At 39.1% G+C, this 25613-nt stretch carries 24 protein-coding genes; 16 read left to right on the plus strand and 8 right to left on the minus strand.

Going from position 1 to position 25613, the window contains the following annotated elements; all coding sequences use genetic code 11:
- Nucleotides 1-207: 207 nt before the first annotated feature.
- From purL to CDOM15925_RS04230, 9 genes are all read left to right on the plus strand, one after another.
- Complete coding sequence (gene purL / locus CDOM15925_RS04195; protein WP_169941420.1) at nt 208-2403, plus strand: phosphoribosylformylglycinamidine synthase subunit PurL; 2196 nt, start codon at nt 208-210, stop codon at nt 2401-2403.
- Nucleotides 2369-3427 carry an SDH family Clp fold serine proteinase gene (locus tag CDOM15925_RS04200; protein ID WP_169941422.1) on the plus strand — a complete coding sequence of 353 codons (1059 nt, stop codon included), beginning with the start codon at nt 2369-2371 and terminating at the stop codon, nt 3425-3427. The genes purL and CDOM15925_RS04200 overlap by 35 nt, the downstream gene beginning before the upstream one ends.
- Before the next feature lie 8 nt (nt 3428-3435).
- A complete protein-coding gene (locus CDOM15925_RS04205; protein WP_169941424.1) occupies nt 3436-4200 on the plus strand; it encodes a TerB family tellurite resistance protein in 765 nt (254 codons plus the stop codon).
- A complete protein-coding gene (locus CDOM15925_RS10060; RefSeq protein WP_169941426.1) occupies nt 4187-4552 on the plus strand; it encodes a GNAT family N-acetyltransferase in 366 nt (121 codons plus the stop codon). Before CDOM15925_RS04205 ends, CDOM15925_RS10060 begins: the two co-directional genes overlap by 14 nt.
- 8 nt (nt 4553-4560) lie before the next feature.
- Complete coding sequence (locus CDOM15925_RS10150) at nt 4561-4692, plus strand: hypothetical protein (protein WP_283956670.1); 132 nt, start codon at nt 4561-4563, stop codon at nt 4690-4692.
- Nucleotides 4667-6199 (plus strand): bifunctional phosphoribosylaminoimidazolecarboxamide formyltransferase/IMP cyclohydrolase, encoded by a 1533-nt coding sequence (gene purH, locus CDOM15925_RS04215; RefSeq protein ID WP_169941428.1) that lies wholly within the window; start codon nt 4667-4669, stop codon nt 6197-6199. Before CDOM15925_RS10150 ends, purH begins: the two co-directional genes overlap by 26 nt.
- Before the next feature lie 170 nt (nt 6200-6369).
- Nucleotides 6370-6717, plus strand: a complete 348-nt coding sequence (locus CDOM15925_RS04220) for a hypothetical protein (protein ID WP_169941430.1) — start codon at nt 6370-6372, stop codon at nt 6715-6717.
- Nucleotides 6718-7899, plus strand: coding sequence for a peptidase M50 (locus CDOM15925_RS04225; protein ID WP_169941432.1), 1182 nt, complete (start codon nt 6718-6720; stop codon nt 7897-7899).
- Nucleotides 7889-8179: a metal-sulfur cluster assembly factor gene (locus CDOM15925_RS04230; protein ID WP_169941434.1), complete on the plus strand. Its 291-nt coding sequence runs from the start codon at nt 7889-7891 to the stop codon at nt 8177-8179. The genes CDOM15925_RS04225 and CDOM15925_RS04230 overlap by 11 nt, the downstream gene beginning before the upstream one ends.
- Before the next feature lie 157 nt (nt 8180-8336).
- On the opposite strand, the gene ftsZ is transcribed toward CDOM15925_RS04230, so the two are convergent.
- From ftsZ to CDOM15925_RS04250, 4 genes are all read right to left on the minus strand, one after another.
- Nucleotides 8337-9479 (minus strand): cell division protein FtsZ, encoded by a 1143-nt coding sequence (ftsZ, locus tag CDOM15925_RS04235; RefSeq protein ID WP_169941436.1) that lies wholly within the window; start codon nt 9477-9479, stop codon nt 8337-8339.
- Between the two features lie 18 nt (nt 9480-9497).
- Complete coding sequence (gene ftsA / locus CDOM15925_RS04240; protein WP_169941438.1) at nt 9498-10919, minus strand: cell division protein FtsA; 1422 nt, start codon at nt 10917-10919, stop codon at nt 9498-9500.
- A gap of 5 nt (nt 10920-10924) precedes the next feature.
- On the minus strand, nt 10925-12388 hold the full coding sequence (locus CDOM15925_RS04245; RefSeq protein ID WP_169941440.1) for a peptidylprolyl isomerase: 1464 nt from the start codon (nt 12386-12388) through the stop codon (nt 10925-10927).
- A 123-nt stretch (nt 12389-12511) separates the two neighbouring features.
- On the minus strand, nt 12512-13099 hold the full coding sequence (locus CDOM15925_RS04250; protein WP_169941442.1) for a class II aldolase and adducin N-terminal domain-containing protein: 588 nt from the start codon (nt 13097-13099) through the stop codon (nt 12512-12514).
- A 62-nt stretch (nt 13100-13161) separates the two neighbouring features.
- Between CDOM15925_RS04250 and rsmH the strand changes: the two genes are divergently transcribed.
- Together rsmH and CDOM15925_RS04260 are read left to right on the plus strand one after the other, a co-directional pair.
- Nucleotides 13162-14094, plus strand: coding sequence for a 16S rRNA (cytosine(1402)-N(4))-methyltransferase RsmH (rsmH, locus tag CDOM15925_RS04255; protein WP_169941444.1), 933 nt, complete (start codon nt 13162-13164; stop codon nt 14092-14094).
- Nucleotides 14084-14368, plus strand: coding sequence for a hypothetical protein (locus tag CDOM15925_RS04260; protein ID WP_169941446.1), 285 nt, complete (start codon nt 14084-14086; stop codon nt 14366-14368). The genes rsmH and CDOM15925_RS04260 overlap by 11 nt, the downstream gene beginning before the upstream one ends.
- Before the next feature lie 27 nt (nt 14369-14395).
- Here the strand turns inward: CDOM15925_RS04260 and CDOM15925_RS04265 are convergent, their stop codons facing one another.
- Nucleotides 14396-14905, minus strand: coding sequence for a hypothetical protein (locus tag CDOM15925_RS04265; RefSeq protein ID WP_169941448.1), 510 nt, complete (start codon nt 14903-14905; stop codon nt 14396-14398).
- A gap of 142 nt (nt 14906-15047) precedes the next feature.
- On the opposite strand from CDOM15925_RS04265, the gene CDOM15925_RS04270 reads away from it, so the two are divergent.
- A complete protein-coding gene (locus CDOM15925_RS04270) occupies nt 15048-15905 on the plus strand; it encodes a D-amino-acid transaminase (protein WP_169941450.1) in 858 nt (285 codons plus the stop codon).
- 63 nt (nt 15906-15968) lie between these two features.
- On the opposite strand, the gene CDOM15925_RS04275 is transcribed toward CDOM15925_RS04270, so the two are convergent.
- A complete protein-coding gene (locus CDOM15925_RS04275; RefSeq protein WP_249934687.1) occupies nt 15969-17960 on the minus strand; it encodes a bifunctional C40 family peptidase/M15 family metallopeptidase in 1992 nt (663 codons plus the stop codon).
- Between the two features lie 51 nt (nt 17961-18011).
- Between CDOM15925_RS04275 and CDOM15925_RS04280 the strand changes: the two genes are divergently transcribed.
- Both CDOM15925_RS04280 and CDOM15925_RS04285 read left to right on the plus strand, forming a co-directional pair.
- The gene (locus CDOM15925_RS04280) at nt 18012-19334 is read left to right on the plus strand and encodes an ATP-dependent DNA helicase (RefSeq protein WP_169941452.1); all 1323 of its coding nucleotides are present in this window, start codon (nt 18012-18014) and stop codon (nt 19332-19334) included.
- The gene (locus CDOM15925_RS04285; RefSeq protein WP_169941454.1) at nt 19331-19852 is read left to right on the plus strand and encodes a hypothetical protein; all 522 of its coding nucleotides are present in this window, start codon (nt 19331-19333) and stop codon (nt 19850-19852) included. The genes CDOM15925_RS04280 and CDOM15925_RS04285 overlap by 4 nt, the downstream gene beginning before the upstream one ends.
- 22 nt (nt 19853-19874) lie before the next feature.
- On the opposite strand, the gene lolA is transcribed toward CDOM15925_RS04285, so the two are convergent.
- Nucleotides 19875-20387 carry a LolA-like outer membrane lipoprotein chaperone gene (gene lolA, locus CDOM15925_RS04290; RefSeq protein WP_169941456.1) on the minus strand — a complete coding sequence of 171 codons (513 nt, stop codon included), beginning with the start codon at nt 20385-20387 and terminating at the stop codon, nt 19875-19877.
- An 88-nt stretch (nt 20388-20475) separates the two neighbouring features.
- Here lolA and secA point away from each other — a divergent pair, with 88 nt between their 5' ends.
- Together secA and CDOM15925_RS04300 are read left to right on the plus strand one after the other, a co-directional pair.
- Nucleotides 20476-23079 (plus strand): preprotein translocase subunit SecA, encoded by a 2604-nt coding sequence (gene secA / locus CDOM15925_RS04295; protein ID WP_169941458.1) that lies wholly within the window; start codon nt 20476-20478, stop codon nt 23077-23079.
- A gap of 81 nt (nt 23080-23160) precedes the next feature.
- Nucleotides 23161-24357, plus strand: a complete 1197-nt coding sequence (locus CDOM15925_RS04300) for an ABC transporter permease (RefSeq protein ID WP_169941460.1) — start codon at nt 23161-23163, stop codon at nt 24355-24357.
- 13 nt (nt 24358-24370) lie between these two features.
- Here CDOM15925_RS04300 and CDOM15925_RS04305 read toward each other — a convergent pair whose 3' ends face one another.
- Complete coding sequence (locus CDOM15925_RS04305) at nt 24371-25612, minus strand: ArsS family sensor histidine kinase (protein WP_169941462.1); 1242 nt, start codon at nt 25610-25612, stop codon at nt 24371-24373.
- Between the last annotated feature and the right edge of the window lies 1 nt (nt 25613).

Consider the following 25613-nt stretch of genomic DNA (forward strand, 5'->3'; position numbering starts at 1 on the left):
ATTTATCGGATTTTAATAAACAGATGTTTTTAAGAATTTATTAAGGGCGAATCCATTTCGCTATATGAAGCAAATTTGCAAAAAGCTGTTTATGAAAGATGAGAAACATTAGTGTTCGGCGAGATTTTACGATACGGTTTATGCTGATTTAAGAAAACAAATCGGCATTTTATTAGGTTTGTTATCAGAAAATAAATAGGAGAAAAAATGGATAAGGCTACGATAAAAGCGCATAAAATTAGCGACGGCGAGTATGAAAATATTCTTAAAATTTTAGGGCGTGAGCCGAATTTGCTTGAGTTGGGGATATTTTCTGCTATGTGGAGCGAGCACTGCAGCTATAAATCAAGTAAAAAATACCTAAGCGGCTTTCCGACCAAGGCTCCTTGGGTCTTGCAAGGTCCCGGCGAAAACGCAGGCGTTATCGATGTTGGCGAAGGAGTTGCGGCTGTGTTTAAGATGGAGAGCCACAACCATCCAAGCTTTATCGAGCCTTATCAGGGTGCAGCCACCGGTGTGGGTGGAATTTTGCGCGATGTATTTACCATGGGTGCAAGAGTCGTGGCGAACATGAACTCGCTTAGATTTGGACAAATTAGCGGTAGCTCAAGCGTAGCGCGCCACCAAAGATATCTTGTAAAAGGTGTGGTGGCTGGAATTTCTCACTACGGCAACTGCATGGGCATCCCGACTGTCGGAGGCGAAGTGAGCTTTGATGAGAGCTTTAATGGAAACATCCTTGTAAATGCCTTCGCTCTTGGACTTTGCAAAAGCGATGAAATTTTCTACGGCAAGGCTGAGGGCATAGGAAATCCCGTTATATACGTAGGAAGCAAGACAGGTCGCGATGGGCTTGGCGGAGCCGTTATGGCAAGCGATAGCTTTAACGATGAGAATAAATCCTTGCGTCCGACTGTTCAAGTTGGCGATCCGTTTGCAGAAAAACTGCTTCTTGAAGCGTGCTTGGAGCTATTTAAGAAAGACTACATCATAGGCATCCAAGATATGGGTGCAGCTGGACTTACCTCAAGCAGTTTTGAGATGGCGGGGCGCAGCGGAAGCGGTATGAAGATGTATCTTGACCGCGTTCCGATGAGAGAAAGTGGCATGACACCTTACGAGCTTATGCTAAGCGAAAGTCAAGAAAGAATGCTAATATGCGCTAAAAAGGGCTATGAGAGCAAGGTTATAGAGATATTTAAGAAGTGGGACTTAGACGCTGAGATCATCGGAGAGGTAACTGATACGGGCAAGATGCAGCTTTATTGGCACGGCGAGCTTGCAGGCGAAATTCCGATAGATCCTGTTGCGCAGGCCGCTCCGGTGCTGGATCGTCCTACGAAAAAGCCTGCTTATCTTGACGAGATAAAAGATATAAATTTGGATAAATTTGAAAAAGTTGATAACAAAACCGCATTTAACAAGCTTTTGCGCGATCCGCATATCTTAAATAAGTCTTTGATCTACGATCAATACGATGCAAATATCCAGACAAATACAATTAAACAGCCCGGAAATTTAGGCGCTAGCGTTATCCGCGTAAGAGAGAGCGGCAGAGCCATAGCTATGGGTATGGAGTGCAGCCCTCGCCACAACTATGTAAATCCAAAAATAGGCGCTGCTATGGCGGTTGCTCTAAGCGGTAGAAAGGTAGCTATGAGCGGTGCTATGCCTCTTGCTATAACTGACTGCTTAAACTACGGAAATCCTGAAAATCCCGAATTTATGTGGCAGTTCGCGCAGGGTTGCGAGGGTATCAAAGAGGCGTGCCGCGAGCTAACCACTCCTGTTGTAAGCGGAAACGTGAGCCTTTATAACGACACGGACGGCGTAAGTGTGTATCCGACACCTGCTATAGTAAGCGTTGGCGTAAATGAGTGCGCGCATAAAAATTTACCGAGCGTCTTTGTAAAAGAGGGTACACCGATATATCTGATAGGCGAAACGACAGGCGAATTTGCCGCAAGCCTTTATATGAAAAATTTATACAACTCGGTTAGCGGCGAACTAAAAGAGATTGATTATAAAAAAGAAAGAGCGCTTTGGGATCTTGTGATAGAGGCAAATAAAGAAGGAATTTTGGAATTTGCAAACTCAGTTGGCACGGGCGGAGTAGCTATGACGCTAGCTAAAATGGCTTGCATGAGCGAGATAGGTGCAAGATGTGAGTGTAAATTTGGCGATAGCAGATGGATATTTGACGAGAGCTTTTCGCGAGCGGTTGTGGGGGTAAAAGATGAGGCGAAATTTAGTGAATTAGCAAGCAAATTTGGGCTTAAAGTAAGCAAAATAGGCGTAACGGGCGGAAGCAAATTTGAAATGGATGGCGTGAGCGAAAATTTAAAAGATATAAGCGAGGTTTACTTTAATGAGTTTGCTAGAGTTATTAAACAAGAAGACTGAGGAAAAAGAAGAGATAAGAGAGCAGAAGATGAATCAAAGAAATGTAGCCAAGCCGCCTATTTTATTTAACGAAACGCAGCAGCTTATCAAGGCGATCGAGGCGAAGCTTGGCGGTTCGCTGATAACTTACTACAACTCAAACGCGGGCAGTGTGTGCGGTAACGACGCAAGCGCGATGTATGAAATTTTAAAAGGTAAAAAGATACAAAACGCCTTTTTGTTTATCAAAAGTGACGGCGGTAGCGGTATCGCCTCGCTTCGTATCATCAGCACGCTTAGAAACTACTGCAAAAACATAACCGCTCTTGTGCCTGCAAACTGTGCTTCGGCTGCTACGATGATGGCGCTTGGTGCAAACGAGATCGTCATGGGTCCGCTTGCGTATCTAACTCCCGTTGATACCTCGCTTAAACACGAGCTAAGTCCGACAAATAAAAACAACGAGCTTGTAAGCGTGTCTATGGACGAGCTAAGCCGCGTGATAAAACTATGGAAAACAAACGAAAAAGATAAGGATGAAAACCCGTATAAATCGCTATACGAGTACATTCATCCGCTTGTATTTGGTGCGGTTGATCGAGCTAGCTCGCTTTCGCTTAAAATTTGTCGTGAAATTTTGCGTTACCACATAGACGACGAGGAGAAAATTCTAAAAATTTCAGAGCGGTTAAACAGCGATTATCCGGCTCATGAGTATCCGATACTATTTCGCGAGGCGGAAGAGATCGGGCTACATGTAAAAAAGATGGATGATGAGCTAAACGAGATGCTTCAAGAGCTTACTCTGCTTTATTCGGAGATGGGTCAAAGAGCGTTTACGGATTTTGATGAAAACAGCTATCATGATAATAATATCGCAAATATCATCGAAGCAAACGGCAAGCAGATTTATTTCCAGATAGATAAAGATTGGTTTTATCGTCCTGATGAGCGTCGCTGGAACGTCATGAATGATGAGAGCTCATGGCGCAAGAACGAGCTTGTTAACGGCAAGTTAAAAAATACTATTTATCACCTTTGGTAAGAATTTAGATGGGAAATTTGCTGATAATCATCGCCGTAATACTCTTGATATACTACCTATCTTCGGGTTTTATGCAGAGTCCGCAAATTTTATCGGGCTTTAAAAAGCAGTTTGTTTTCGAAGAGGCGAAGTATCTTGTTAGCCTGCTTGCCAAGGTTGCCAAAAGCGACGGCAGAGTAAATGAGCTGGAAGCTCAGCTGGTAAGCGAGATACTTGATGATATCGCTTTAAAACTAGGCGGAGACGTAAGAAAAAGGCAAGAGCTTAAGCAAATTTACAATGCCGAAAAAGAGAATTTAAACAACACATATAAGATAGCTCGCGAGTATTATCTTAAATTTAACCTAAGCAGTGACGCCACGATAGCTAAAATTTCGTTTTTACTGAATTTGGCTTGTATAGACGGCGAGCTTTCTCCTTCGGAGCGAGAGATAATAGAGCAAATCGCTATAGGATTTAGAGTCCATAGATCTGTGTTGGAGGCTTTGTTTGCTAAATTTGACGGATTTTACAGACAGAGAAAATCCGAGCAAAGAAGTTACGGCACAAATTCTCAAAGCGAGAAGAAAAATCCATATGCGGTATTAAATTTGCCACAAAATGCACCGTTTAGCGATGTTAAAAAGCGCTACCGCGAGCTTGTGAAAAAGTATCATCCGGATATCTTGATGGGCAGGGGCGAGAGCGAGGAGATTATCGAGCGCTCAACTAGAAAGCTTCAAGAGATTAATGAAGCTTACGAGGAGATAAAGGCTAGTAGTGCAAATAACTAAAGGCTACACAAGCGGCTGCGTGGGCGATATAATCTCGCTTAATGCGAAATATTACGCAAAAAGATTTGATCTTGGCAAGGCTTTTGAAACGAAGATAGCTAAAGATATAGCCGAATTTGTAGCTAGTCTTAAAAGCGGAAAACGAGAGCTATTTACTTGCGTAAAAGACGGCGCTTTGGTCGGTTGTATAGCCGTTGATGAGATTGAAAACGCAGCTCTGCTTAGGTGGCTTATAGTTGATGAAAAATTTCAAAAACAAGGCATTGGAAGAGAGCTTTTAAAAGAGGCGATTAAATTTTGTGATGAAAATTTGATGAAATTTATCTATATACAAACAAAGAGCTTGAGATAGCGGTTAAGATGTATGAAAAATTTGGCTTCAAGCCAGACTATAGCTTTGAGCCGAGGCGATATGAAGAGCTAAACGAACTTGAAATTTTAAGATATATCAAAAAGAGGAGAGTAAATGAGAGCGTTAATCAGTGTGAGTGATAAAGAAGGAGTTGTGGAGTTTGCCAAGGGGCTTGCTTCGCTTGGCTTTGAGATACTTTCAACAGGCGGGACGCATAAATTGCTTGTGCAAAGCGGTATAAATTCGCTTGAAGTGAGCGAGTACACAAAGAGTCCAGAGATGTTTGAGGGTAGGGTAAAGACTCTTCATCCTAAAATTCACGGCGGAATTTTGCATAAAAGAGATGACAAAAACCACGTAGCGCAAGCCGAGCAAAACGGTATCGGCAGGATCGATCTGGTTTGTGTAAATTTGTATCCATTTAAAGAGACTACCATTAGAACCGATGACTTTGAAGAGATTATAGAAAATATCGATATCGGCGGACCTGCGATGGTGCGAAGTGCGGCTAAAAATTTTAAAGACGTCTATATCGTAACCAGTCCGCTTGACTATGAAGCTGTGCTTGAAAATTTAAGAAACGGCGAGAATGCGCTCGAATTTAGACGCTCACTAATGATAAAAGCCTATGAACACACCGCGGCTTACGACTCTATGATAGCAAACTACATGAATGAGCGGTTTAACGGCGGCTTTGGCGAGATGAAATTTATCTCCGCTAGCAAGGTGTTTGACACAAGATATGGAGAAAACCCGCACCAAAAAGGCGCTTTATATGAGTTTGACTACTTCTTTAGCAACAATTTTAAAGCTCTTAAAGGCGAAGCAAGCTTTAATAACATGACCGATATAAACGCGGCTTTGATGCTTGCAAGTAGCTTTGATGAAGCGCCTGCGGTAGCTATCGTCAAGCACGCAAACGCTTGCGGCTTTGCGGCGAAAACAAGCCTGCTTGAAAGCTACACCGAAGCGCTAAAATGCGATCCTATCTCGGCTTACGGCGGAGTTGTAGCGATAAACGGAACTCTTGATAAGGCTTTGGCTGAAAAGATAAATGAAATTTTCGTCGAAGTTATAATTGCAGCAAACGTCGATGAAGAAGCGCTTAAGGTGTTTGAGTCCAAAAAACGTATCAAAATTTTCTCTCAGGGAAATAAATTCTTAACAAGAGCAAACGACAAATACGACTTTAAGCATGTTGACGGCGGATTTGTTTTTCAAGAAAGCGACGAGGTTAAGCCTAGCGAGCTAGAAAATATGAAGCTACAAACAACGCGCGAGGCGAGCAAAGATGAGTTAAAAGACCTTGAGATAGCTTGGAAGGTGGCTGCACTTACTAAGAGCAACTGCGTGGTTTATGTGAAAAATTCAGCCATGGTAGCTATCGGTATGGGTATGACAAGCCGTGTGGATGCTGCAAGGGCTGCGGTAAATAAAGCTAGAGATCTAGGTATAGATCTTAACGGATGCGCGCTTGCTAGCGAGGCGTTTTTCCCGTTTAGAGATAGTATAGATATCGCTTCTGAAGTAGGCGTAAAAGCCATCATAGAGCCAGGCGGTAGTATCCGTGATGATGAGGTTGTGCAGGCTGCAAACGAGCATGGAATGGCGCTATACTTTACCGGAGTTAGACACTTCTTGCATTAAGAATTTAATAAATTAGCAAATTTAAGCCGCTTTGACAAAGAAATTTGGCTTAAATTTGCTTTATTAAATTAAATATTTGTTCCATAAATTAAACATATCTTGAACTAAATCAATAAATCCACACTAAATATCAGAGTATAATTATCCTAAATTTTAAACAAGGATAAAAAATGAATGAATTTTTCAAAAACGCAACCGAGATCAAAGTAGAGGGCGCAACGCTGCCTTTTTATAAATTTAGCGAAGACGGAGTGGAATATATCGGGTTTGACTCGAGAAAATGCGTGCCGCCTGAGCCTATGGTAAATGCTCTTGTGGCTTTAAATTTGATAGCAGACAGCAAAGCTAAAGTAATGATGATAAATCACCACTATCCCGTCGCTCTCATCCCAAAGATCGAGCAGAGCTACGACATATCGCACGAAAAACTTGAAGGCGAAGAGGTAAAGGTAATAATCAGCCTAAAAGAGGGCGCAAGTGCACAAACTCTAGATACAAACGTAAAATGCGGTGGCTAAATGCTACTAAATACATTTGCTCCGCCGTTTAGTCTGGTAGGCGGATACTTTATCGTGGGGATTTTGTTCTTGCTTGCAAGCGTGTTTGTGTTTTTCGGAGTTGATTTAAATGCTCTTACAAGCCTTAAAACAGCCGGATTTTTCCACGTATATCTTGTGGGTTTTGTGATGAGCATCATCATCGGCGCGCTCTATCAGCTTACGTCGGTTATACTTGAAAAGGCGTTTTTTACTATAAAATTTGCTTTTTTAAATTTGTTTTTATATACGGCAGGCGTTTTGGCGCTAAGCCTTGGGATGTATCTTGAGAAAATGGCGCTTATCCATGCGGGAGGCGGGATTTTATTTATCGCGCTACTATTTTTCGCAGTGACTTACGCGCTTAGCTTTTTAGGAGCTAAAAAGGGTGGTTTAGCTGTTGTTGCGCTGCTTATCTCAGCTCTGTTTTTGCTTGTGGGAGTAGTGCTTGGATTTATGCTTATCTTGATACTATCAGGCAAATTTGCGCTTGATTTTGAGCTTGTTTTGCACTATCACATCTACTTCGTGCTTGGCTTTGTGTTTTTGATCATAGTAGGCGTTGCAAGCGTGCTTTTGCCCATGTTTGCTCTTGTGCATGATCTTAAATTTTATCTCAGCAAGCTATCTATAGCACTATTTTTAGCTAGTGGTATTGCTCTTAAATTTAGCCTTGAACTCGCTTTTGCCTTGATAGCTTTGAGTGTGATTTGCTTTTTGATTGAAGCTCTTTTGATACTTAAAAAAAGAGTTAGAAAGGCTTATGACTACTGGAATTTAAATGTCTTTTTCGCTCTTGTTTGGTTACTTGTTTGCATAGTTTGTATAGCTCTTGATAAGATAGAATTTGCCGTATTTACGCTTACTTTTGGCTTTTTGTATGCCTTTATAGTCGGACATCTTTATAAGATTATGCCTTTTTTGATTTGGTATCATTATGTGGCGAAATTTGTAGGCAAGACTAAGGTGCCTTTGCTTGATGATATGATGATAAAGTGGGTGGCAAATTTATCTTTGGCGCTTCAGACGGCTTCGGTTGCGGCTTATTTTGGCGGTTTAAATTTGCTAAGTCAAATTTGCCTTGCATTAAGCGTAGTGCTAGTTGTGGTTAATGTAATAAACTTTTTTAAATATACTAAATTCGGAGTTCAAAATGAAGGATAAAATTTATAAGGCGCTTTCAAGTATAGTTGATCCCGAAGTGGGATTTGACATAGTGTCTTTGGGGCTTATATATGATGTTAAGGAAAATGATGGCAGGGCGGTTGTTACGATGACGCTTTCAACGCGTTCTTGCCCGCTTCACGAACTCATCTTGGGTTGGGTTAAGGACGCGACTTTAAGCGTTGAAGGCGTAAATGAATGTGATATAAATTTGGTTTGGGAGCCGGCTTGGAATATCTCTATGGCAAGCGATGAGGTAAAAGCCGCTCTTGGAGCTTGACATATCAGCATTTAATGGTCCAAATTTGTCTAATATATTAAATTTGGGCTATATTACTTCTTTATTTTTTAAATGTGATCAAATAGATATTTTAGTTTTTAATTTGGAAGTATAAAGATCCGCATTGGGTGATATACGGATCTAGGGTTGAGGATTTTTAGTCCATTTGGTGTCTGATATATGTCGGTAGTTCAAGTATGGCTTGAGCCTCTTCGCTATCATATCCACCGCTTACTTTGAGTCTTTCTAGTCTTTGGCTTAAGAATGGATTGTTTGAACCGTTTTGTATTGTAGTTGCAGGAGCAGGCTTTTTCTCGTTTTTGTTTCTAAAACCTGTTGCAACTATTGTTACTTGAACTTTGTTGTTTTCCATATTTTCATCCGTCGTAGTTCCGAAGATCACGTCCGCATCTTCATCAACAGCTTCCGTGATAAGCTCCATAGCTTCGTTTATATCGCTAAACGGACAATCAGGATGGGTTCTAAAATGAACCAGAGCTCCCATAGCGCCGTTTATAGTAACATCATCAAGAAGAGGCGATTGTATAGCGTTTTTGATAGCTTCTTGAGCAGCTTCTTCGCCGTCCGCTTCGCCAACGCCCATTAGCGCCATACCTCTATGTTCCATTATCTTTTTAACGTCTGCGAAGTCAAGATTTATATCACTTTTACCTGAGTCAAGTACGATAGTGCTCATACCGCTAACAGCACGAGTTAATACATTATCGACTATTTTAAAACTATCTTTCATACCTGCTTTTTTATCAATAAGAGTTAGAAGCTTATCGTTTGGGATAACGACTATGGAGTCGCTCTCTTTTCTTAGCTCTTCAAGGCCCATATCGGCTAGTTTTTTGCGCTTTTTGCCTTCAAAAGAAAAAGGAGTGGTTACGACAGCTATTGTTAAAGCTCCTACCTCTTTTGCTACTTGAGCTATCACGGGAGCTGCACCAGTGCCAGTGCCACCACCAAGACCGGATGCTATAAATACGATATCTGAGTATTCAAGCGCGCTTCTTATCTCTTCGTAGCTCTCTTGAGCAGCCTCTCGTCCTATCTCAGGCATCATGCCTGCGCCTAGACCTTTGGTTTTTTTCTCGCCAAGTTGAAGCTTGGTATAGGCTAGAGAATTTTCAAGAGCCTTGACATCGGTATTTGCAACGATTAGGTCTATATCTACATCGCCACCGTTTTCTCTTATCATATGATTTATCATATTACCGCCGCCGCCGCCAACACCTACGACTTTTATTTTAGCGCCGTAAGTATTTCTCTTCTCTTCTACCGTAAAGCCACCCATCTTATCCTCTCTTCTAAATTAAAATAGTTGTGTCATCTTATGCCAAGTACGAGATAACCAGCTTTCTTTTTTCTCGTTGCTGATGTCTGCGATATTGGCCAACTCTTCTTTTGGATTGTCAAATTTCAAATCGTTAAAGTCAAATTCATCGTCTAAAACGCTTCCTTGAAATATCTTCTCACCGTTTTCTTCTTGTGTTTTTGTATCTTTTGATTTTCCGTCTTCTACTATGTTTCTTAAATTTTTATTTCTCGTTATGCTTTCATCTTTATAACGCATTTTCTTTTCGGAATCTATCTCATATGGAGTAAAATATCCCGCCCCATACATACAAAGTCCTATGGCACAAGAGTTGGCAGGATCTCTCATGATCTCGTAAAGCCCTTCCGTTTCTTTTGGTTTTGCTATTCGAACAGGCATATTGTCAAATATCGCAGAGGCTAGGTCTCTTATGCCTTCAAGCTTAGTCATACCTCCTGTTAGCACTATGCCTGCTGCAACCGAGCTTTTATATCCGCTATCTTCAAGCATTTTTGCAAGTATCATAAGCGTCTCTTCGGCTCTTGCATAGATCACGTTTGATATCACGTCAAGCGATACTTCTTGAACTTTACCGTCATCGTTTATTGGTGGAATTTCAACTAGCTCATTAGCTCTATTGATAAGTGAGCCGTAGTTTAACTTTATCTCCTCTGCTTTTAAAAGCGGAGTGTGAAGTGCCGCAGAAAGATCGTTTGTAATATTTGCAGAGCCAACTCCTAAAAATTCATTATATCTTATAGAATTTCCCGAATGAACTATCATATTGCACGTAGCACCGCCCATATCTATAAGAACTACTCCTAAATCTTTTTCGTCTTGATTTAATGTAGCAATAGCCGAAGCATAGCTTGAAAGAACGATATTATCAGGTTCAACACCTGCTAAATTTAGAGCTTTTCTGAGATTACTAAGGGATGATTTTTGAGCCGTTATGATGTGAGTTTGAACCTCAAGCCTGCTTCCGTTCATTCCGAGAGGATCTTCTATGTGTTCTTGATCGTCTACTTTGAAGTTGTAAGGCAAGATATGAAGTTTCTCGTAGTCATTATGAATTTGCGCTCTGCGGTCTGATTCAAACATCGAGCGATTTATTTCTCTTATGCCGATTTCATGGCTTGGTATGTTTACAACTCCGCTGCTATCTACACTTTTGGTGTATGCTCCGGAAATAGATACCACTACTCTTTCGTAGTATGTTCCTGCAATCCTTTGAGCATCTATAAGAGCGCTTTTTATGGATTTGGAGGCTAATTCGATGTTTGTTATAATGCCTTTTTTGATGCCTTGAGTTTTTGCCGTTCCTATGCCTATTATCTTTAGTCCGCTCTCGTCGTGTTGCGCTATAACAGCGCAAATTTGAACGGAGCCTACATCAATACCTAAAATTTTGGTGCTCAAAACCACTACCTTTTATAATAATGTTCAACTTTATAACGCTTTTGCAATGCGTTAGTTAGATCTTGAATCAACTCGTTATTTTTGAGGTAACTAATATTTTGTGTTATTACATCTTTATACTCATTTTCTTTTTCACCATCAAGCAACTTTTGTTCCAAAATTTCGTATACAACGGCTTTGTTGTTTAGCATAACATAGTCTTTTTTGTTATTGCTATCAAAAACTTTACTAACAAATACGCTAAATTCAGTATCGCTTAAGCCATCAATCGCACTAACGACATCTCTGCTGATAAAACCTATATCTTTTCCTTCAAAGCCGGTTTCAAGGAGTTTTTTAGCTTTTTGCTCTACTATATTTTGCTCTTTTTCGGTTTTATAAAGCTCAAGCACTTGCTCTCTTGCCTGCTCAAAAGTCATGACTTGCGAAGGGATAGTTTCTTCTAATTGCACGATCAAATAACCATCTTCGTGCTCAACAGGCTTTAGTACTTCTCCTGCTTTTGCATTTTTTAATTCATCTACAGGAAGACTTGTATCGTTTTCAAGTGCTACAGACGAGCCGTCTTCTAGCTTTAATTCGCCTTTTTTGATCTTTAAATACTCTTTAAGCGCTACATCTTTTGTCTTTTTTTGTTTGTAATCAAGCAAAACTTCTTCTTTGGTATCATTAAAATCTAGTATCTTATCCCACGGGTCTTTATATGAGTTTTTATTTTCAGTATAAAACTCTATTAGCTCGGTCTCATTTACATCGATATTTACCGGCTCGATAAATTTTGTTTTTATTTTAAATTCCGTTAATGTTTTGTAGCTGTTTTTATTAGTTTCCCATAGACTCTTTAGCTCATTTTCATCGACTTTTATTTCATCTTCTAAAGCTTGAACTATCTGTATAGATACTCTATCTTGCATCAAGAAACTTGCGGCCATTAAATTTGTATCGTTTTGGTTTGTAGGTAGATTTATAGCATGTCTTAGTTTATCGAGAAGTATGGATTTTTTAAGACCGTTTTCATAATCAGCCGGGCTTATCCTAGCTCTTTTTAAAGTTTCATTGTAGAGATTTTTATCAAATTTTCCATCAACATGAAATGTAGTATCCGCTACGATGTATTTAACCACATCATCATCATTTACGCCTAAACTCAAATCATCTGCGAAATTTAGCAGTAAATTCTCTTGCACCAAAGCTTCTATGGCTAAATTTTCAAGCCCTAACTCTTTAGCCTTTTCTTCAGACATCTTTCCGTCAAACAACTGATTATAGTATGAGTAAAATTCGCTGTATTTGTTTTGAAATTCTTGAATGCTTATATTTCTGTGTCCGACTTTTGCTATCGAAGTTGCTCGGTTGGTATTCATGTCGTAAGCCCCCCATCCTACAAAACCCGCTCCAACGAAGGCTATAGTGCTTACCCAGATAGTTACGACGAGGTATTTTTTATGCTTTTGCATCCAAGTTATCATTTAGTTTCCTTTAAACTAACTAAAAATTTTATGTATTATTTTACCGAATTTATGTGAATGTAACCTTAAATTCGTCGTTTTCAAGTAGAAAAATTTGCAATTTTACTAACATTTTTGGTTTTGTTAGTGACGATATATCTCATAAGAGTGAGCTATATGTAACAATTTACAAGTATTTTCAAGTATAGCGACATCTTTTGCTAGCTGATAAGGTGTTCTGTTGTATACGTATGCACCATATCCCTTGATGATCATTATGTTTGTTTTGTTCTCTATCATATAGCGATAAATTTCAGTATCGGCTCGCTCGTACCAGTCGTCAAATTGCTTTGGATCATATATGGGAAGCTCGTGATGCTTTACATATCCGAAATAATCCCTAGGGTGTATGAAGGTATGATTTAGAGTATATGCGGTGAGGTAAGGGGGCATGGCGTAGCATACGTATTTGGCTTCATTTATGTTTTTGTAGATATTTAAGTGGATGTCAGAATCCAAGCTTGCATCGTTCCATCTATAGTCTTTTTTTGAATTTAGCATTATGAAATCTTCTTCTTTAAGATTATCAAATATCGCATTTTTTTTATTTATCAAAAATTGGTTGTGTTCTATGCGAGCAGAAATAGAGCCGTGAAAGACGCCGAAAAAATTCTTTCTAAACATCGATAACGAAATTTTGCTAAGCTCTGCAGAGGCGTATGTTAAATCCATTCTTTAACCTTTTATAAACTTTTTTTGTTATTATACATCAAATTAAATCATCAAGGAAAAATTTGAATTCTCCGCATGTTCCTGTGCTGCCAAGTGAAGTTTTGCAAGCTTTTAGCGATATAAAAGAAGGCGTTGTGGTTGATTGTACGCTTGGGTACGCGGGACACTCCAGTCTTATTTTAAAGCAAAATGATAATATAAAACTTATAGCTTGCGATCAAGATGATGAAGCCATAGAATTTTCAACGAACAAGCTTGCTAAATTTAAAGATCGCGTTAGTATCTTTAAGAGCAGATTTTCAGAAATTTTGAGCAAAGTTAATACTCGAGAAATTAGAGGAATTTTAGCCGATATCGGAGTTTCTTCTCTTCAACTCGATAAAAACGAGCGAGGTTTTGGAATAAAGAGCGATAATCTAGATATGCGTATGGACATAAGCGGTGAGCTAACCGCTTATGAAGTTGTTAATTTCTATCCCGAGCATAAACTCGCTCAAATTTTTAAAGACTACGGTGAGCTAACTAACGCAAAGCAAATAGCTGCTAATATAGCTAACGAAAGACAGAAACAAAAAATTTCAAGTGCTAGCGAGCTGGCTAGGATAATCGGCACAAAATCCATTAAAAATAGAAGCGTTAGCCCTGCAATACTTGCTTTTCAGGCTATTAGAATCGAAGTAAATGCAGAGCTTGCTGAGCTTGAAAATTTGCTTAACGCTATTGAAAATTCATCTATTAATGAGTGTGTAGTCGCGATAATCAGCTTTCATTCGCTTGAGGATAGGATAGTAAAAAATAGATTTAAAAAATGGGCAAAAAGCTGTATCTGTCCAGACGAAGCTATGCGTTGCACATGCGGAAATAACCACTCTATAGGCGAAATCGTCACAAAAAAAGCTATAATGCCAAGCGTAGAAGAGACAAAACGAAATCCAAGAAGCAGTTGCGCAAAGATGAGAATTTTTAAAATTTCAAGAGGAAAAAATGCAAGATAGAGACGATCTGCTGGCTCTTCATGACGAGGAGCAAAAAGGCGAAGAGAATTTAAGCTTCAAAACGCTTTTAACCGTGTATCTTGCTATAGCGGTTGCTCTTGCTCTGTTTTTGCCTAAAATTTATATCACCAACCAAATTTATTATCTTAGCCGTGATATAGCCGATCTGAGCGGTAAAAGAGACGTGCTTTTTGAGGAAAATAGAGAATTGAGCTTAAAGCTTGAGAAGATGAGATATAAAAATCAAATTTTAGACCCGCTTCATCTTAAATAAACCGAGTCAAATTTAGGTTTATAAAATTTAAATTTCGTCTTTTGATTGCGCTACTAATCTTTCTAGGACATACTTTTCAAGATCTTTTTTCGGTATTTCGTTTTTTATGGCTTCGTTATAGATCATTTCGACTTTTGTGGAGTATTTTTCATACGAAAAATACGGAAAATGTATAGCCCAAGCTCTTTTTATAAGCTCTTTGCTTATGGCCTTTCTCGCCCAAATTTTAAACATATCAAAACCTATAAAAACCGCTGCGGTTACTACGACGGCACTGATTATGGATAGGTGAAAATCAAGTCTGGTAAAGAGGTGATGCGTAAATAAAATCAAAAATCCCAATACAATAGCGCAAAAAATAGCATATACGATATAGGTTTTTATATAGCGAAATTTAAAATTTAGCTTAGCCGGATCAATCAGCATACCTTCGTTAAAGAGGCAGTTTGACTCAAGCAGGTCGCGAAAAAGCACCGGTTGTTTTGAAACTACGAATATGTTTTGCAAAATTATATTTTTTAATTGATTTTCTTTCATATTTTCACTTTTTATTCAAATTGTAAGCCTGATTATATCAAATTCTTGCGATAAATTCGTTTAAACCGCTCAAATTTTAACTTTATAGATTATTTAACATCTCTAAGTTAAAATTATGTGAAATTTAAAAATAAGGATAAAAATGAAAGGCATAGTCTATCTAAACGGCGAATTTATGGATGCAAACGAGGCAAAAGTAAGTGCATTTGATAGAGGGTTTATATTTGGCGACGGAATTTACGAAGTGGTGCCTGTGCTTGGCGGTAAGCTTGTGGATAAAGATGGATTTTGGCAGAGATTTGAGCAGAGTTTGGCTGCGATAGAGCTTAGTTTGCCTTGTGAAAAATCTAAATTTGAAGAAATTTTAAACGATGTCATATCAAGAAATTCATTAAAAGAGGGCGGAGTGTATATGCAGATAACCAGAGGCGTGGCTGATAGGGACTTTTGCTTTATCAAAAATTTAGAGCCTACCTGCTTTATATTTTGTTACGAAAAGGAGATCGTAAATAATCCGGACGCAATAAACGGCATCAGCGTAGTAAGTGTCGAAGATATCCGCTGGAAACGCAGAGATATCAAGTCTATCTCGCTTTTAGCTCAGTGCTATGCAAAGGAGCAAGCCGTAAAAAAGGGCGCTTATGAAGGTTTTATGGTTGAAGATGGTTTAGTAACTGAAGCTACAAGCTCAAGCGCTTTTATCATCAAAGATGATGTCTTGATAACCAAGCCTCTTTCAAATGAAATTTTGCCCGGAATTCGCAGAAAAGTAATTCTTGGATTTGCCGAGCAAGCGGGACTTAAGATAGAGCAACGTGCTTTTAGTATGGATGATGTTTATAATGCCGATGAGGTTTTTATCTCCGCAGCTACGCTTTTGCTTTTACCTGTCATAAGTGCTGACGGAAGAGCGATAAACGGTGGAGAAGTCGGCAAATATGTGCCAAAACTAAGACAAATGTATGTAGATAAGCTTAAAAAAGAGGCTGGAATTTTATAGTATCGGTTAAGTAGCCAAGATGATTTGGCTACTTAAATTTTAATTTGCTTAGCGAATTTATCGCTACCATATATATAAAAATTCAGGGCGATACTCAAAGTGCATGGTGTCAAAGCTTGCCCACCGACCGCCCCAGATAAAGCCGTGTTTTTCAAAGATTCTTACGATTTGTGCTGGAATTTGATTGCGATAAATACCGTCTTTGCTCCATTGCCAATAATCGCTTTTATCGGTGTTTATATCAATTGCAATTCCGTAAGCATGTGCGCTTTTGCGGTTTGTTTTGGCTATGACGCGGTAGTTAAACGTGCCTGAAGGATTGTCTAAAAATTTAAGCATGTCAGGCTCTTTATCCACTAGCTCATCAAGCTCTTTTGAAACCGCTTCAAGAGCTTTAGCTGCGCCATTTTGCGAGTTAAATTTAAACTTTTTATTTACATGTTTTTCAAGCCAAACTACATCAACCAAATTTGCTCTAACTCCGGCTTCGTCTTTGCCGTAAATTTCATCTAAAAGCTCGTAGTTTCGGTATCTTCCTGCATCGGTTGTAGGCACTTTAAGCTCTCCAAAGAGCTCATAATGCTCGGCAAAGATATCTTCAATATCGGCATTTGACAAAAGCGCTTCCTTGCCTTTTACTAATCCGTCGTCAAATACTATCTCGCTTCCGCTCTTAAATTTAAGCATATTTTCCTCTATCTTTACTCCATAAGCTTGCTCGATCGCGTTTTTTGCGCTTGGTTCTGCCAAGATATTCATAGAAGTTATCTTGGAAAGCAAAAGATCTTTCTCATCTATATCGCTACGATCCTTTCCGATGTCAATCTCGGTTAGCGTGATACCGCCGATAAGCGCTCTGCCTGCGTCTTTAGTTCTTATGCCCCAAGCGTCATGAAGTGCAAGCAGATTGCCCTCTTTTTCGCCTACGTAGATCATGATATGACCGCTTAGATGAAGCAGTGTTAGATACGGAGTTGCTTGCTCTTTGATGATTTTTATCTTTTGCTCGTTAGTTAAATTTGCAAGCGAAATTTGCCTACCTATCTTGCTTTGCGCCTTGGAGTTACGCGGAAGCCAAATTCCAAATTCGCTTAAAACGTCTTGTGTTAGCAAAGAGCAGTCCCGTTTGCTCGCAAAGCCGCCCCAGCCATAAGGCTCGCTAAGCAGGCTTTGGGTTAGTAGTCTTGTGTTAGCGTCGCTAAATTCAAGCGGATAGTTTGAGGCGACAGTTTTTGAAATTTCATATCTTTTAACTCCTGCGCGAGTGTGAATTTGCCCGTAAAATTTATGCTCATCCTCGCTTTCAAAGGCAAGAATTGCTCCTATCCTAGAATAAAATAAAAATTCGCCGTTTGTACCATAAACAGGCGATTTATCACGCGTGATAGTTATAAATTTTGCGTTTTGCAGCTTGTTTGCTTCATCTTGGCTTAAAATTTTAATATCCTCAGCACTTATCCAGCCCATGATATTATCGTTAAATGCAAACACCCAAGCTTTATCAAGCGAGTAGTGCGAGATCAAAAGCGGATAGCCGATACTTAAAGTGGAAGTTTGCAAGTAGTCAAATGGAAATCCTTCGCCCGCTTTTGCAGGGTTTAAGAGGATAGCCTCATCTGTAGGTAAATTTCTAAGCGAAGTCGTTGCCGTAGTGATCGCAGGAAGTAAAAGCGAGCCGAAAGCTTCAGTGTTGGCGTTAGTTTGTTGAGTGCTAAACCACTCATCGGTAATCGGCTTTAAATTCATGCCGTAATACTGCCTTTTGGCTGAATTTTTATAGACATCAATCGCCCAAAACGACTCTTTTTTGCTGTAAGGAGGCTCTTTAAGCAGAAGTATGCCAAAGCGCTTTTTAAGTAAATTTTGCCCGTTAAATTTTACTTTTTTGGGATTTAAAGGCATCGCCGAAGCGGTTTGAGGAATGCTAAAATTCAGGTATGAAATTTTGCCTGGATTGCTTTGATCAAAGAGTTTTTCGTTGCCTTTTGGAGTGCTAACTTTGGCGCAAGATGCGAAAAAAATAGCTATAAAAATTAAAAAAATCGTTCGTTTCAAATTTATCTCCTGTGATTTAGGTTATAATTTTACAAAAAAACAGGAAAATTTTTGTTAAACCAAATTTTAGAAATTTTACGCAATTCTAATATCTTTTTAACGGGTAGAGGAGGAGTCGGTAAAAGCTACTTGACAACGGCTATCATAAAGCACTATAGAAGCGAGCTTAAAAACGTAGTCGTGCTCGGAAGTACGGGCATAAGTGCAGTAAGTGTCGGCGGAGTTAGTATCCATAGCTTTTTTAAATTCGGAATTTGTTCGAATTTGGAGGAGTTAAAGGGTCTTGATCGCAAGCAAAAGTCAAAAGTAAGCAAGGTAAAAGCCATGCTTGATAGCTGCGATTTGCTTGTGATTGATGAGATTTCAATGGTGAGTGCAAATTTGATGGAGATGATCTATCATAGGATCATAAACTCTAAATTTGTAGGTCGCATAATGCTTGTAGGGGATTTTTATCAGCTTCCGCCCGTGCTTAAAAAGGAATCAAATGAAAATGCGCTGTTTAAATTTCTTTATGCTTTTAGCTCGCACGCTTGGAGTAAATTTGAGCTAAAAAATATCGAGCTAGTAGTGTCAAAACGCACAAAAGATCTTAAATTTTATGAAATTCTCTCAAATCTTAGAATCGGAAAGCTAGATGAGGAAACTATAGGATATGTCGAGAATTTGTGTGTAAAAAACGTGCAAATTTCAAGCGAGACAAGCGTGCTTTTTGGCAGGAATTATGAGGCTGACGCACTAAATGCACAAATGCTTGAGCGTCTTGAAAGCAAGCTTGAGATAAGCGAGGCTTTGGTTGAAATTTATGATGAAAATTTGCACGAAAAGACGCTTGAAGGCTGGATAAACAGCCTTGCGGTGCCTGAAATCATGCATATGAAAGTCGGGGCTAGAGTTATATTTGTCACAAACAAATGGGGCGAATATTATAACGGTGAGCGCGGCGAAATAATGCAAATTTTAAAAGAGGACGGCGTAATAAAAAGCGTCATGGTACAAAAATCAAACGGCGATATTATAGAAGTTGAACCAAATCGCTTTGAGCTTAGCGAATTTGAGCTTGTCGGCGAAAATATAGAGCAAAATGTGCGAGCTTCGTTTATGCAGTTTCCTTTTAAGCTGGCTTACGCGCTTACGATTCATAAATCTCAAGGCATGAGTATAGATAACTTGGTCTGCGATTTAAATCACATCTTTGCTAACGGGCAGCTTTACGTGGCGCTTTCACGAGCGACCGATCCTAGAAATTTAAAGCTTATTTACGCAAGAGCTCAAAATTTTAGAGATTATCTAAGAAATGTAGTTAAAATAGACGAAGAAGTTGAGAAATTTTATAAAGAAAATATCTTTGAAAATATCAAGGAGGAGCAGTGAGAAAAATTTTTATAGCGTGTTTGTTAGCGGTTTTCGGGTTTAGCGAGAGCCTTGATATAAGGGATTTTGAAACCGATCTTTACTCTAAAGATACGCAAAATTCGATAAAAAAAGTTAGTGTTAGTTTGCTTGTTTCAGGAAGGGATGTTCAAGATAGCGAAGCGTATATACTTGACGGCTTAAACGTGGTGATAGGAAGCTTTTATGTCGAGGATCTGCTAACCTCAAAGGGTAAGGAGAAATTTAAAGAGACCTTTGCTAAATACACATCCAAAAAGCACTCGGTCGATATTGATGAGGTGCTTATCATTTCGCTTAAAATCGTGCGTGAGCCAAAGCTTGAAGAGCTGCTGGATCTGCTAAGGGATCAAAAAAATAGCGACTCAAAGAGCAGATCAAAAAGCTCTAAAATAACGGAGGACGATGAAGATATAATCATTAAAAAAGGCGGCAAGATAGAGCTACAACCGCTTGATTTAAATTCGATTAAGGATTTTGGAAAGGATTTTGGCGAGTAAAAATGCTCGCCAAATTTGAAAGTTATTGATTTATGACGTCGTAAAATGAAGGGATGACAGGAGTGAGTATCTCTTCGCTTATGACCTCATCTTTTTTTGCATCTTCAAATATGATTTTTATCTTGTTGCCAAGCTTGTCTTGATAATCAATCCTTGTAGGAAGCTCGTTTTTAATTGCTATAAAATACTCTATGCCGTCAAATTCGGCTTTATATAAGTCGTCTTTAATGCGAGTGGCTTTTTTAAGGATATTTGCTAAATTTGGAGTATTTTCAAGGCGTGATATGATAGCTTGCTCAAGCTCATCTTCGATAACTACTACACGGTTTTTGTCAAAGTAAATTTTCTTTGGAGTTGGTTTGTCGTATATCCAAAGCGCTTTGTTGTCGTCTCTTGCATAAAATTTGCCATGATACTGGATATTTGATTCGTTGCTTGTAACGGTTTGCACAAAGTCGCTTTCAAGAGTTTTAAAGCTTAAAGAATTCGCCAAAACAACGCCACATAGCGATAAGATAGCTGTTATTTTTCTCATTATTTTTCCTTTTAGCGGGAATTGTAGCTAAGTTTAATTAAACAAATGGTAAAATCTTAGCTTTATAAATAACTAACAAGGCGGATAGATGATAAGTAGCATTATGCAAAAAATCTTCGGAACCAAAAATGATCGAGAGGTCAAGAAATACGCAAAAAGAGTTAAGGATATAAACGCACTTGAGCCAAAATATCAGGCTATGAGCGACGATGAGCTAAAATCAAGCTTTAATGAGTTAAGAGAAGCGATAAAAAGCGGCTCAAAGAGCATGGATGATGTTCTAAACGATGTCTTTGCTATCGTTAGGGAGGTTGGAAAAAGAACTCTTAATATGCGTCATTTTGACGTTCAGCTCATCGGCGGTATGGTGCTTCACGAGGGCAAAATAGCCGAGATGAAGACGGGTGAGGGTAAGACTTTGGTTGCGACTTTGCCTGTGGTGCTAAACGCTATGAGTGGCAAGGGTGTGCATGTAGTTACGGTAAACGACTATCTTGCCAAGCGTGACGCTACGCAAATGGGTGAAATTTATAACTTTTTAGGCCTTAGCGTTGGCGTAGTGCTTTCGGGTCAATATGATGATGAGGCAAGAAAGGCCGCTTACGTCTCTGATATAACATATGGCACGAACAACGAATTTGGCTTTGACTATCTGCGTGACAATATGAAAATGGAATTTAAAGACAAGGTTCAGCGCGAGCATAACTTCGTAATCGTCGATGAGGTGGATAGTATATTAATCGACGAGGCAAGAACTCCGCTTATCATTTCAGGTCCTACAAATAGAACCCTTGACGGATATGTCAAGGCAAATGAGGTGGCTAAGGCGCTAACTAGAGGTGTGGCACCAGAAACTCCGCAAGAAAAGGCTACGGGAGATTTCGTAGTAGATGAAAAAAACCGCACCATAGCCATAACCGAAGAGGGAATTAGCAAGGCTGAAAAGTTATTTGGAGTAGAGAATTTATACAACCTTGAAAACGCCATTTTAAGCCATCATCTTGATCAGGCTCTTAAGGCGCATAATCTATTTGAAAAAGACGTTCACTACGTCGTGCGTGATAGCGAAGTCGTGATAGTTGATGAATTTACAGGACGACTTAGCGAAGGAAGGCGCTTTAGTGAGGGGCTTCATCAGGCTCTTGAGGCAAAAGAGGGCGTTAAAATTCAAGAGGAGAGCCAAACGCTTGCCGATATAACCTTCCAAAACTATTTTAGGCTTTATAACAAACTTTCGGGTATGACGGGAACTGCGCAAACGGAAGCTACGGAATTTGCTCAAATTTATAAGCTTGACGTTGTATCAATCCCTACAAATGTGCCTGTTGTGAGGGTTGATCATAATGACTTAATTTACAAAACTCAAGATGAGAAATTTAAAGCAGTTATTGCCGAGATCAAAAAAGCTCACGATAAAGGTCAGCCTGTGCTTGTAGGAACAGCTTCTATCGAGCGAAGCGAACTGCTTCACTCCATGCTTGTAAAAGAAAAGATCCCCCACTCGGTGCTAAACGCTAAAAATCACGAAAAAGAAGCTCAAATCATAGCCGAAGCCGGTGCCAAAGGAGCCGTAACTATAGCCACAAACATGGCGGGTCGCGGTGTGGATATCCGTATAAACGATGAGGTTAGAGCGCTTGGCGGACTATATATCATAGGCACCGAAAGGCATGAGAGCAGACGTATAGATAACCAGCTAAGAGGTCGTTCGGGTCGTCAAGGAGATCCGGGAGTGAGCCGTTTTTATCTAAGCTTAGAGGATAATTTGCTGAGAATTTTCGGAAGCGATCGTATAAAAAGTATCATGGATAGGCTCGGTATCGAAGAGGGCGAAAGTATAGACTCAAAGATGGTAACTCGTGCCGTTGAAAACGCACAAAAGAAAGTCGAAAATTTGCATTTTGAAGCCAGAAAGCATATCTTGGAATTTGACGATGTAGCAAATGAACAAAGAAAGACGGTTTATAAATTTAGAAACGAGCTGCTTGATCCGGAATTTGATATAAGCGAAAAGATTAAGCAAAATAGAGATGAATTCGTAATAAATCTACTTGATCAGGCTGAAATTTTCCCTGAAGTCTTAAAGAGTGAATTTAATCTTAACAGGCTTGTCTCCATACTCGCAGAAAACGGCTTGGGAGTTGATGAGGGCGAGTTAAAAGAGCTTGATTATAAAGATTTGGCTCAAATAATAACCGATAAATTTGAAGCTCAATATAACGAAAAAATGAGCGTGCTTGAAGAGTCGCAAAGAAAGTATCTTGAAAAAGTACTTTGCTTGCAGGTGGTTGATACGGCTTGGAGAGAGCATTTATATCAAATGGATATCTTAAAAACAGGTATCGGGCTTCGCGGCTATAACCAAAAAGATCCGCTAACCGAATATAAAAAAGAGAGCTTTAATCTCTTTATGGAGCTTGTATCTCGCATCAAATTTGAAGGAATTAAAATTCTAAATGCCGTTAGGCTAAAAAATGCCGAAGAGATCGAGGCTGAGCAACAAGCTTTAAGAGCTATGCAAGAAGAGCAAAACGCCCAGCTTAAATACTCAAACGAGGAGCAAGAGGATAAAAAACAAGAGGTAAGAGCTAAAAAAATTCCTCGCAATGAGCCTTGCCCTTGTGGAAGCGGTAAAAAATACAAAGAGTGTTGCGGTAAGAGCGGTCCTAAAAAAGGAGCCTTTGCGGGCTGATAATAGATATTTCCAAGGCAAGCTTTAAGGCCGTCTTGGAAATTTGATAAATTTGCTTTGTAAAATAAATATGGAAGATTCATGAGTGTGGTAAAATATCTGCTATTTAAATACCTTCGTTTTGACAAAAGCCAGCCTTTTATAACGCTTTGTGCGATTTTGGCGTTTCTTGGCGTGAGTGTCGGCCTTATGGTGCTGATAATCGCCATGGCTTTAATGAACGGCTTTGATAAGGAATTTGAACGCAAACTTTTTACTATGAACTATCCTATTACTATCCTTTCTCATATTCGCGGCAATATCGACGATAGCGATGTTGAGCAGCTTAAGGTTAAATTTCCTCATCTTAAATTTAGCCCTTATATAATGACTCAAGTTATCATCAAAAACAGCGGAAGCTTTGATGGAGGGATACTCTTTGGCGTAAATTCTAAGGCTGAAAAGACGATAAATTCTGTAGTAAAAGAGGCTCTTGGGCAAAAAGAGCTTATTGGATACGAGTTGCTTGTGGGAAGCGGGATAAAGAGCGATTTTGTATTAAGCGGAGCCGATAAGCTAACTCTTATATTTACTAAAAATGACCCAAGCGGCTTTGCTCTCATACCAAAAATGAAGCGATTTGACGTAAATGCAAGCTTTAATTCGGGGCTTGTGGCTTATGATAAAAGCTATCTTTATACATCGGTTGAGGCTCTGCGTAAAATTTTAGACTACGAAGAGGGTAGGTATGACGGAATTCACGTCTATTCGGATAAGCCTTTTGTCGATATCGAAAATATAACAAAAGAGCTTCCTTTTTCTATGAGAGCTATCGGCTGGTGGCAGCAAAACGGAAACTTTTTCTCGGCGCTAGCGCTTGAAAAAAGAGCGCTTTTTATCGTGCTTATGCTGATCATTCTTGTGGCTTCTCTTAACATAATAAGCTCGCTTTTGATGACTGTGATGAATCGTCGTCAAGAAATCGCACTTCTTCTCTCTCTTGGAGCCAGTAAAAACGAGATAAAAAAGAGCTTTTTTGCGCTTGGCGTTACTATAGGCGGAAGCGGAATTGTCTTTGGCGTGATACTTGGGTTGTTTGGAGTTTGGTTGCTTGGTAGCTTTGATATTATAAATTTACCTGCCGATGTTTATGGCGATAGCAAGCTACCTATGGAGCTTTCGGCGGTTGATTTTATCTCTATAGTCGTAGGAGCGATCTTTATAGTAGCGCTTTCATCATATTATCCTGCCAAAAAAGCAGCTCAGATAAACGTGCTTGAAACACTTAGAAACGAGTGAGATAAATTTCTTTTTAACTAGATCTTATATTTTCTAAATTTTCAAAACTAAAGATATTTAAGCTGTTTTTGTAGGTGTATGCTAAATTTAGCTTATGCGCTCTTAGGATGTTATCAACTATGTAAAGACCAAGACCGAAGCTTTTTTGCGCATCCTCGCCTTTGGTAAAAGGCTCTATGTAGTGAGCAAGCTCTTGCTTAAGAGGTTCGCCTTTGTTGATAAATTTAATACTTCCTTTATTTATCGTGATGTTTACATGCTTGTCGGGCGAATACTTTAACGCGTTATCTATCATATTTTTAACAGCGATTGCAAAGAGTTTGAAGTCTACATTTATACTAAAATCATCAAGCTTGTTTATAGTTACACTCTCTTTTTCTACTATGGCGATATCAAGCGCTTCGTCTATAATGTCATCAATCAGGCAAATTTTAGTATTGTTTAGCGCGATGTTTGATGTGACTTGCTCGACTGCTGCAAATTCGTTTATCAGGCTTTCAAGCTTTTGAAATACCGCAACAAGGCGTTCTTGATTTTTATCTTTTTGTATCATTTCGGCAGTGATTCGCCCCTTTGTGATAGGGGTTTTAAGCTCATGCATTATGTTTCTTAAAAAAAGTTTGCGCGAGTTATTTAGGCTTTTTATTTGTGATACCGCATCATAAAATGCCTCTGCAACTTCTGAAATTTCATCTTTTCCGCTACTTACGTTTTTTATCTTATCTATCTCGCCTTTAGCGAAAATGTCTATTTGTCTTTTCAGTTTTCTAAGCGGCTTTAGTTTTTTGATAACAAACACATAAGCAGCAAGCAGTATGAGCGCAACCAGTATAAATATAATTTTTATAATGTCATAACGATATGGCTGATAGTCGCTATCTTTTAGCAACAAAATTTTATCTATATGCTGAATTTTAAGGTAATGGTGTTTGTCATAAAGCATGATTGCACTTGAGCCGATATCTGCTGAAATTTCTTCTAAGACCATCGCGTTTTTTAAAATTTCTTCCTTTTGAGTATCGTTTGTTATCTCAGGCATATTTATGCCCTCAAGTTGCCTATCATACTCTTTTTCATTGATTATCCCGCTCATATAAAAGAGAGTGTTTCTGGCAATTGTAGAGTATTTTGCGTTTAACTCTCTGGTATAGTTTTGCTTGTCGTAATCCATCAGCCACAAAAAGGCTAAGAATATACTTGTAAGCGCTAGGATAAATATAAAAGTGATAGTGTAAAATACCGACGAACGTTTCATT

The organism is Campylobacter sp. RM15925 (assembly GCF_012978775.1).
GTDB lineage: Bacteria > Campylobacterota > Campylobacteria > Campylobacterales > Campylobacteraceae > Campylobacter_A > Campylobacter_A canis.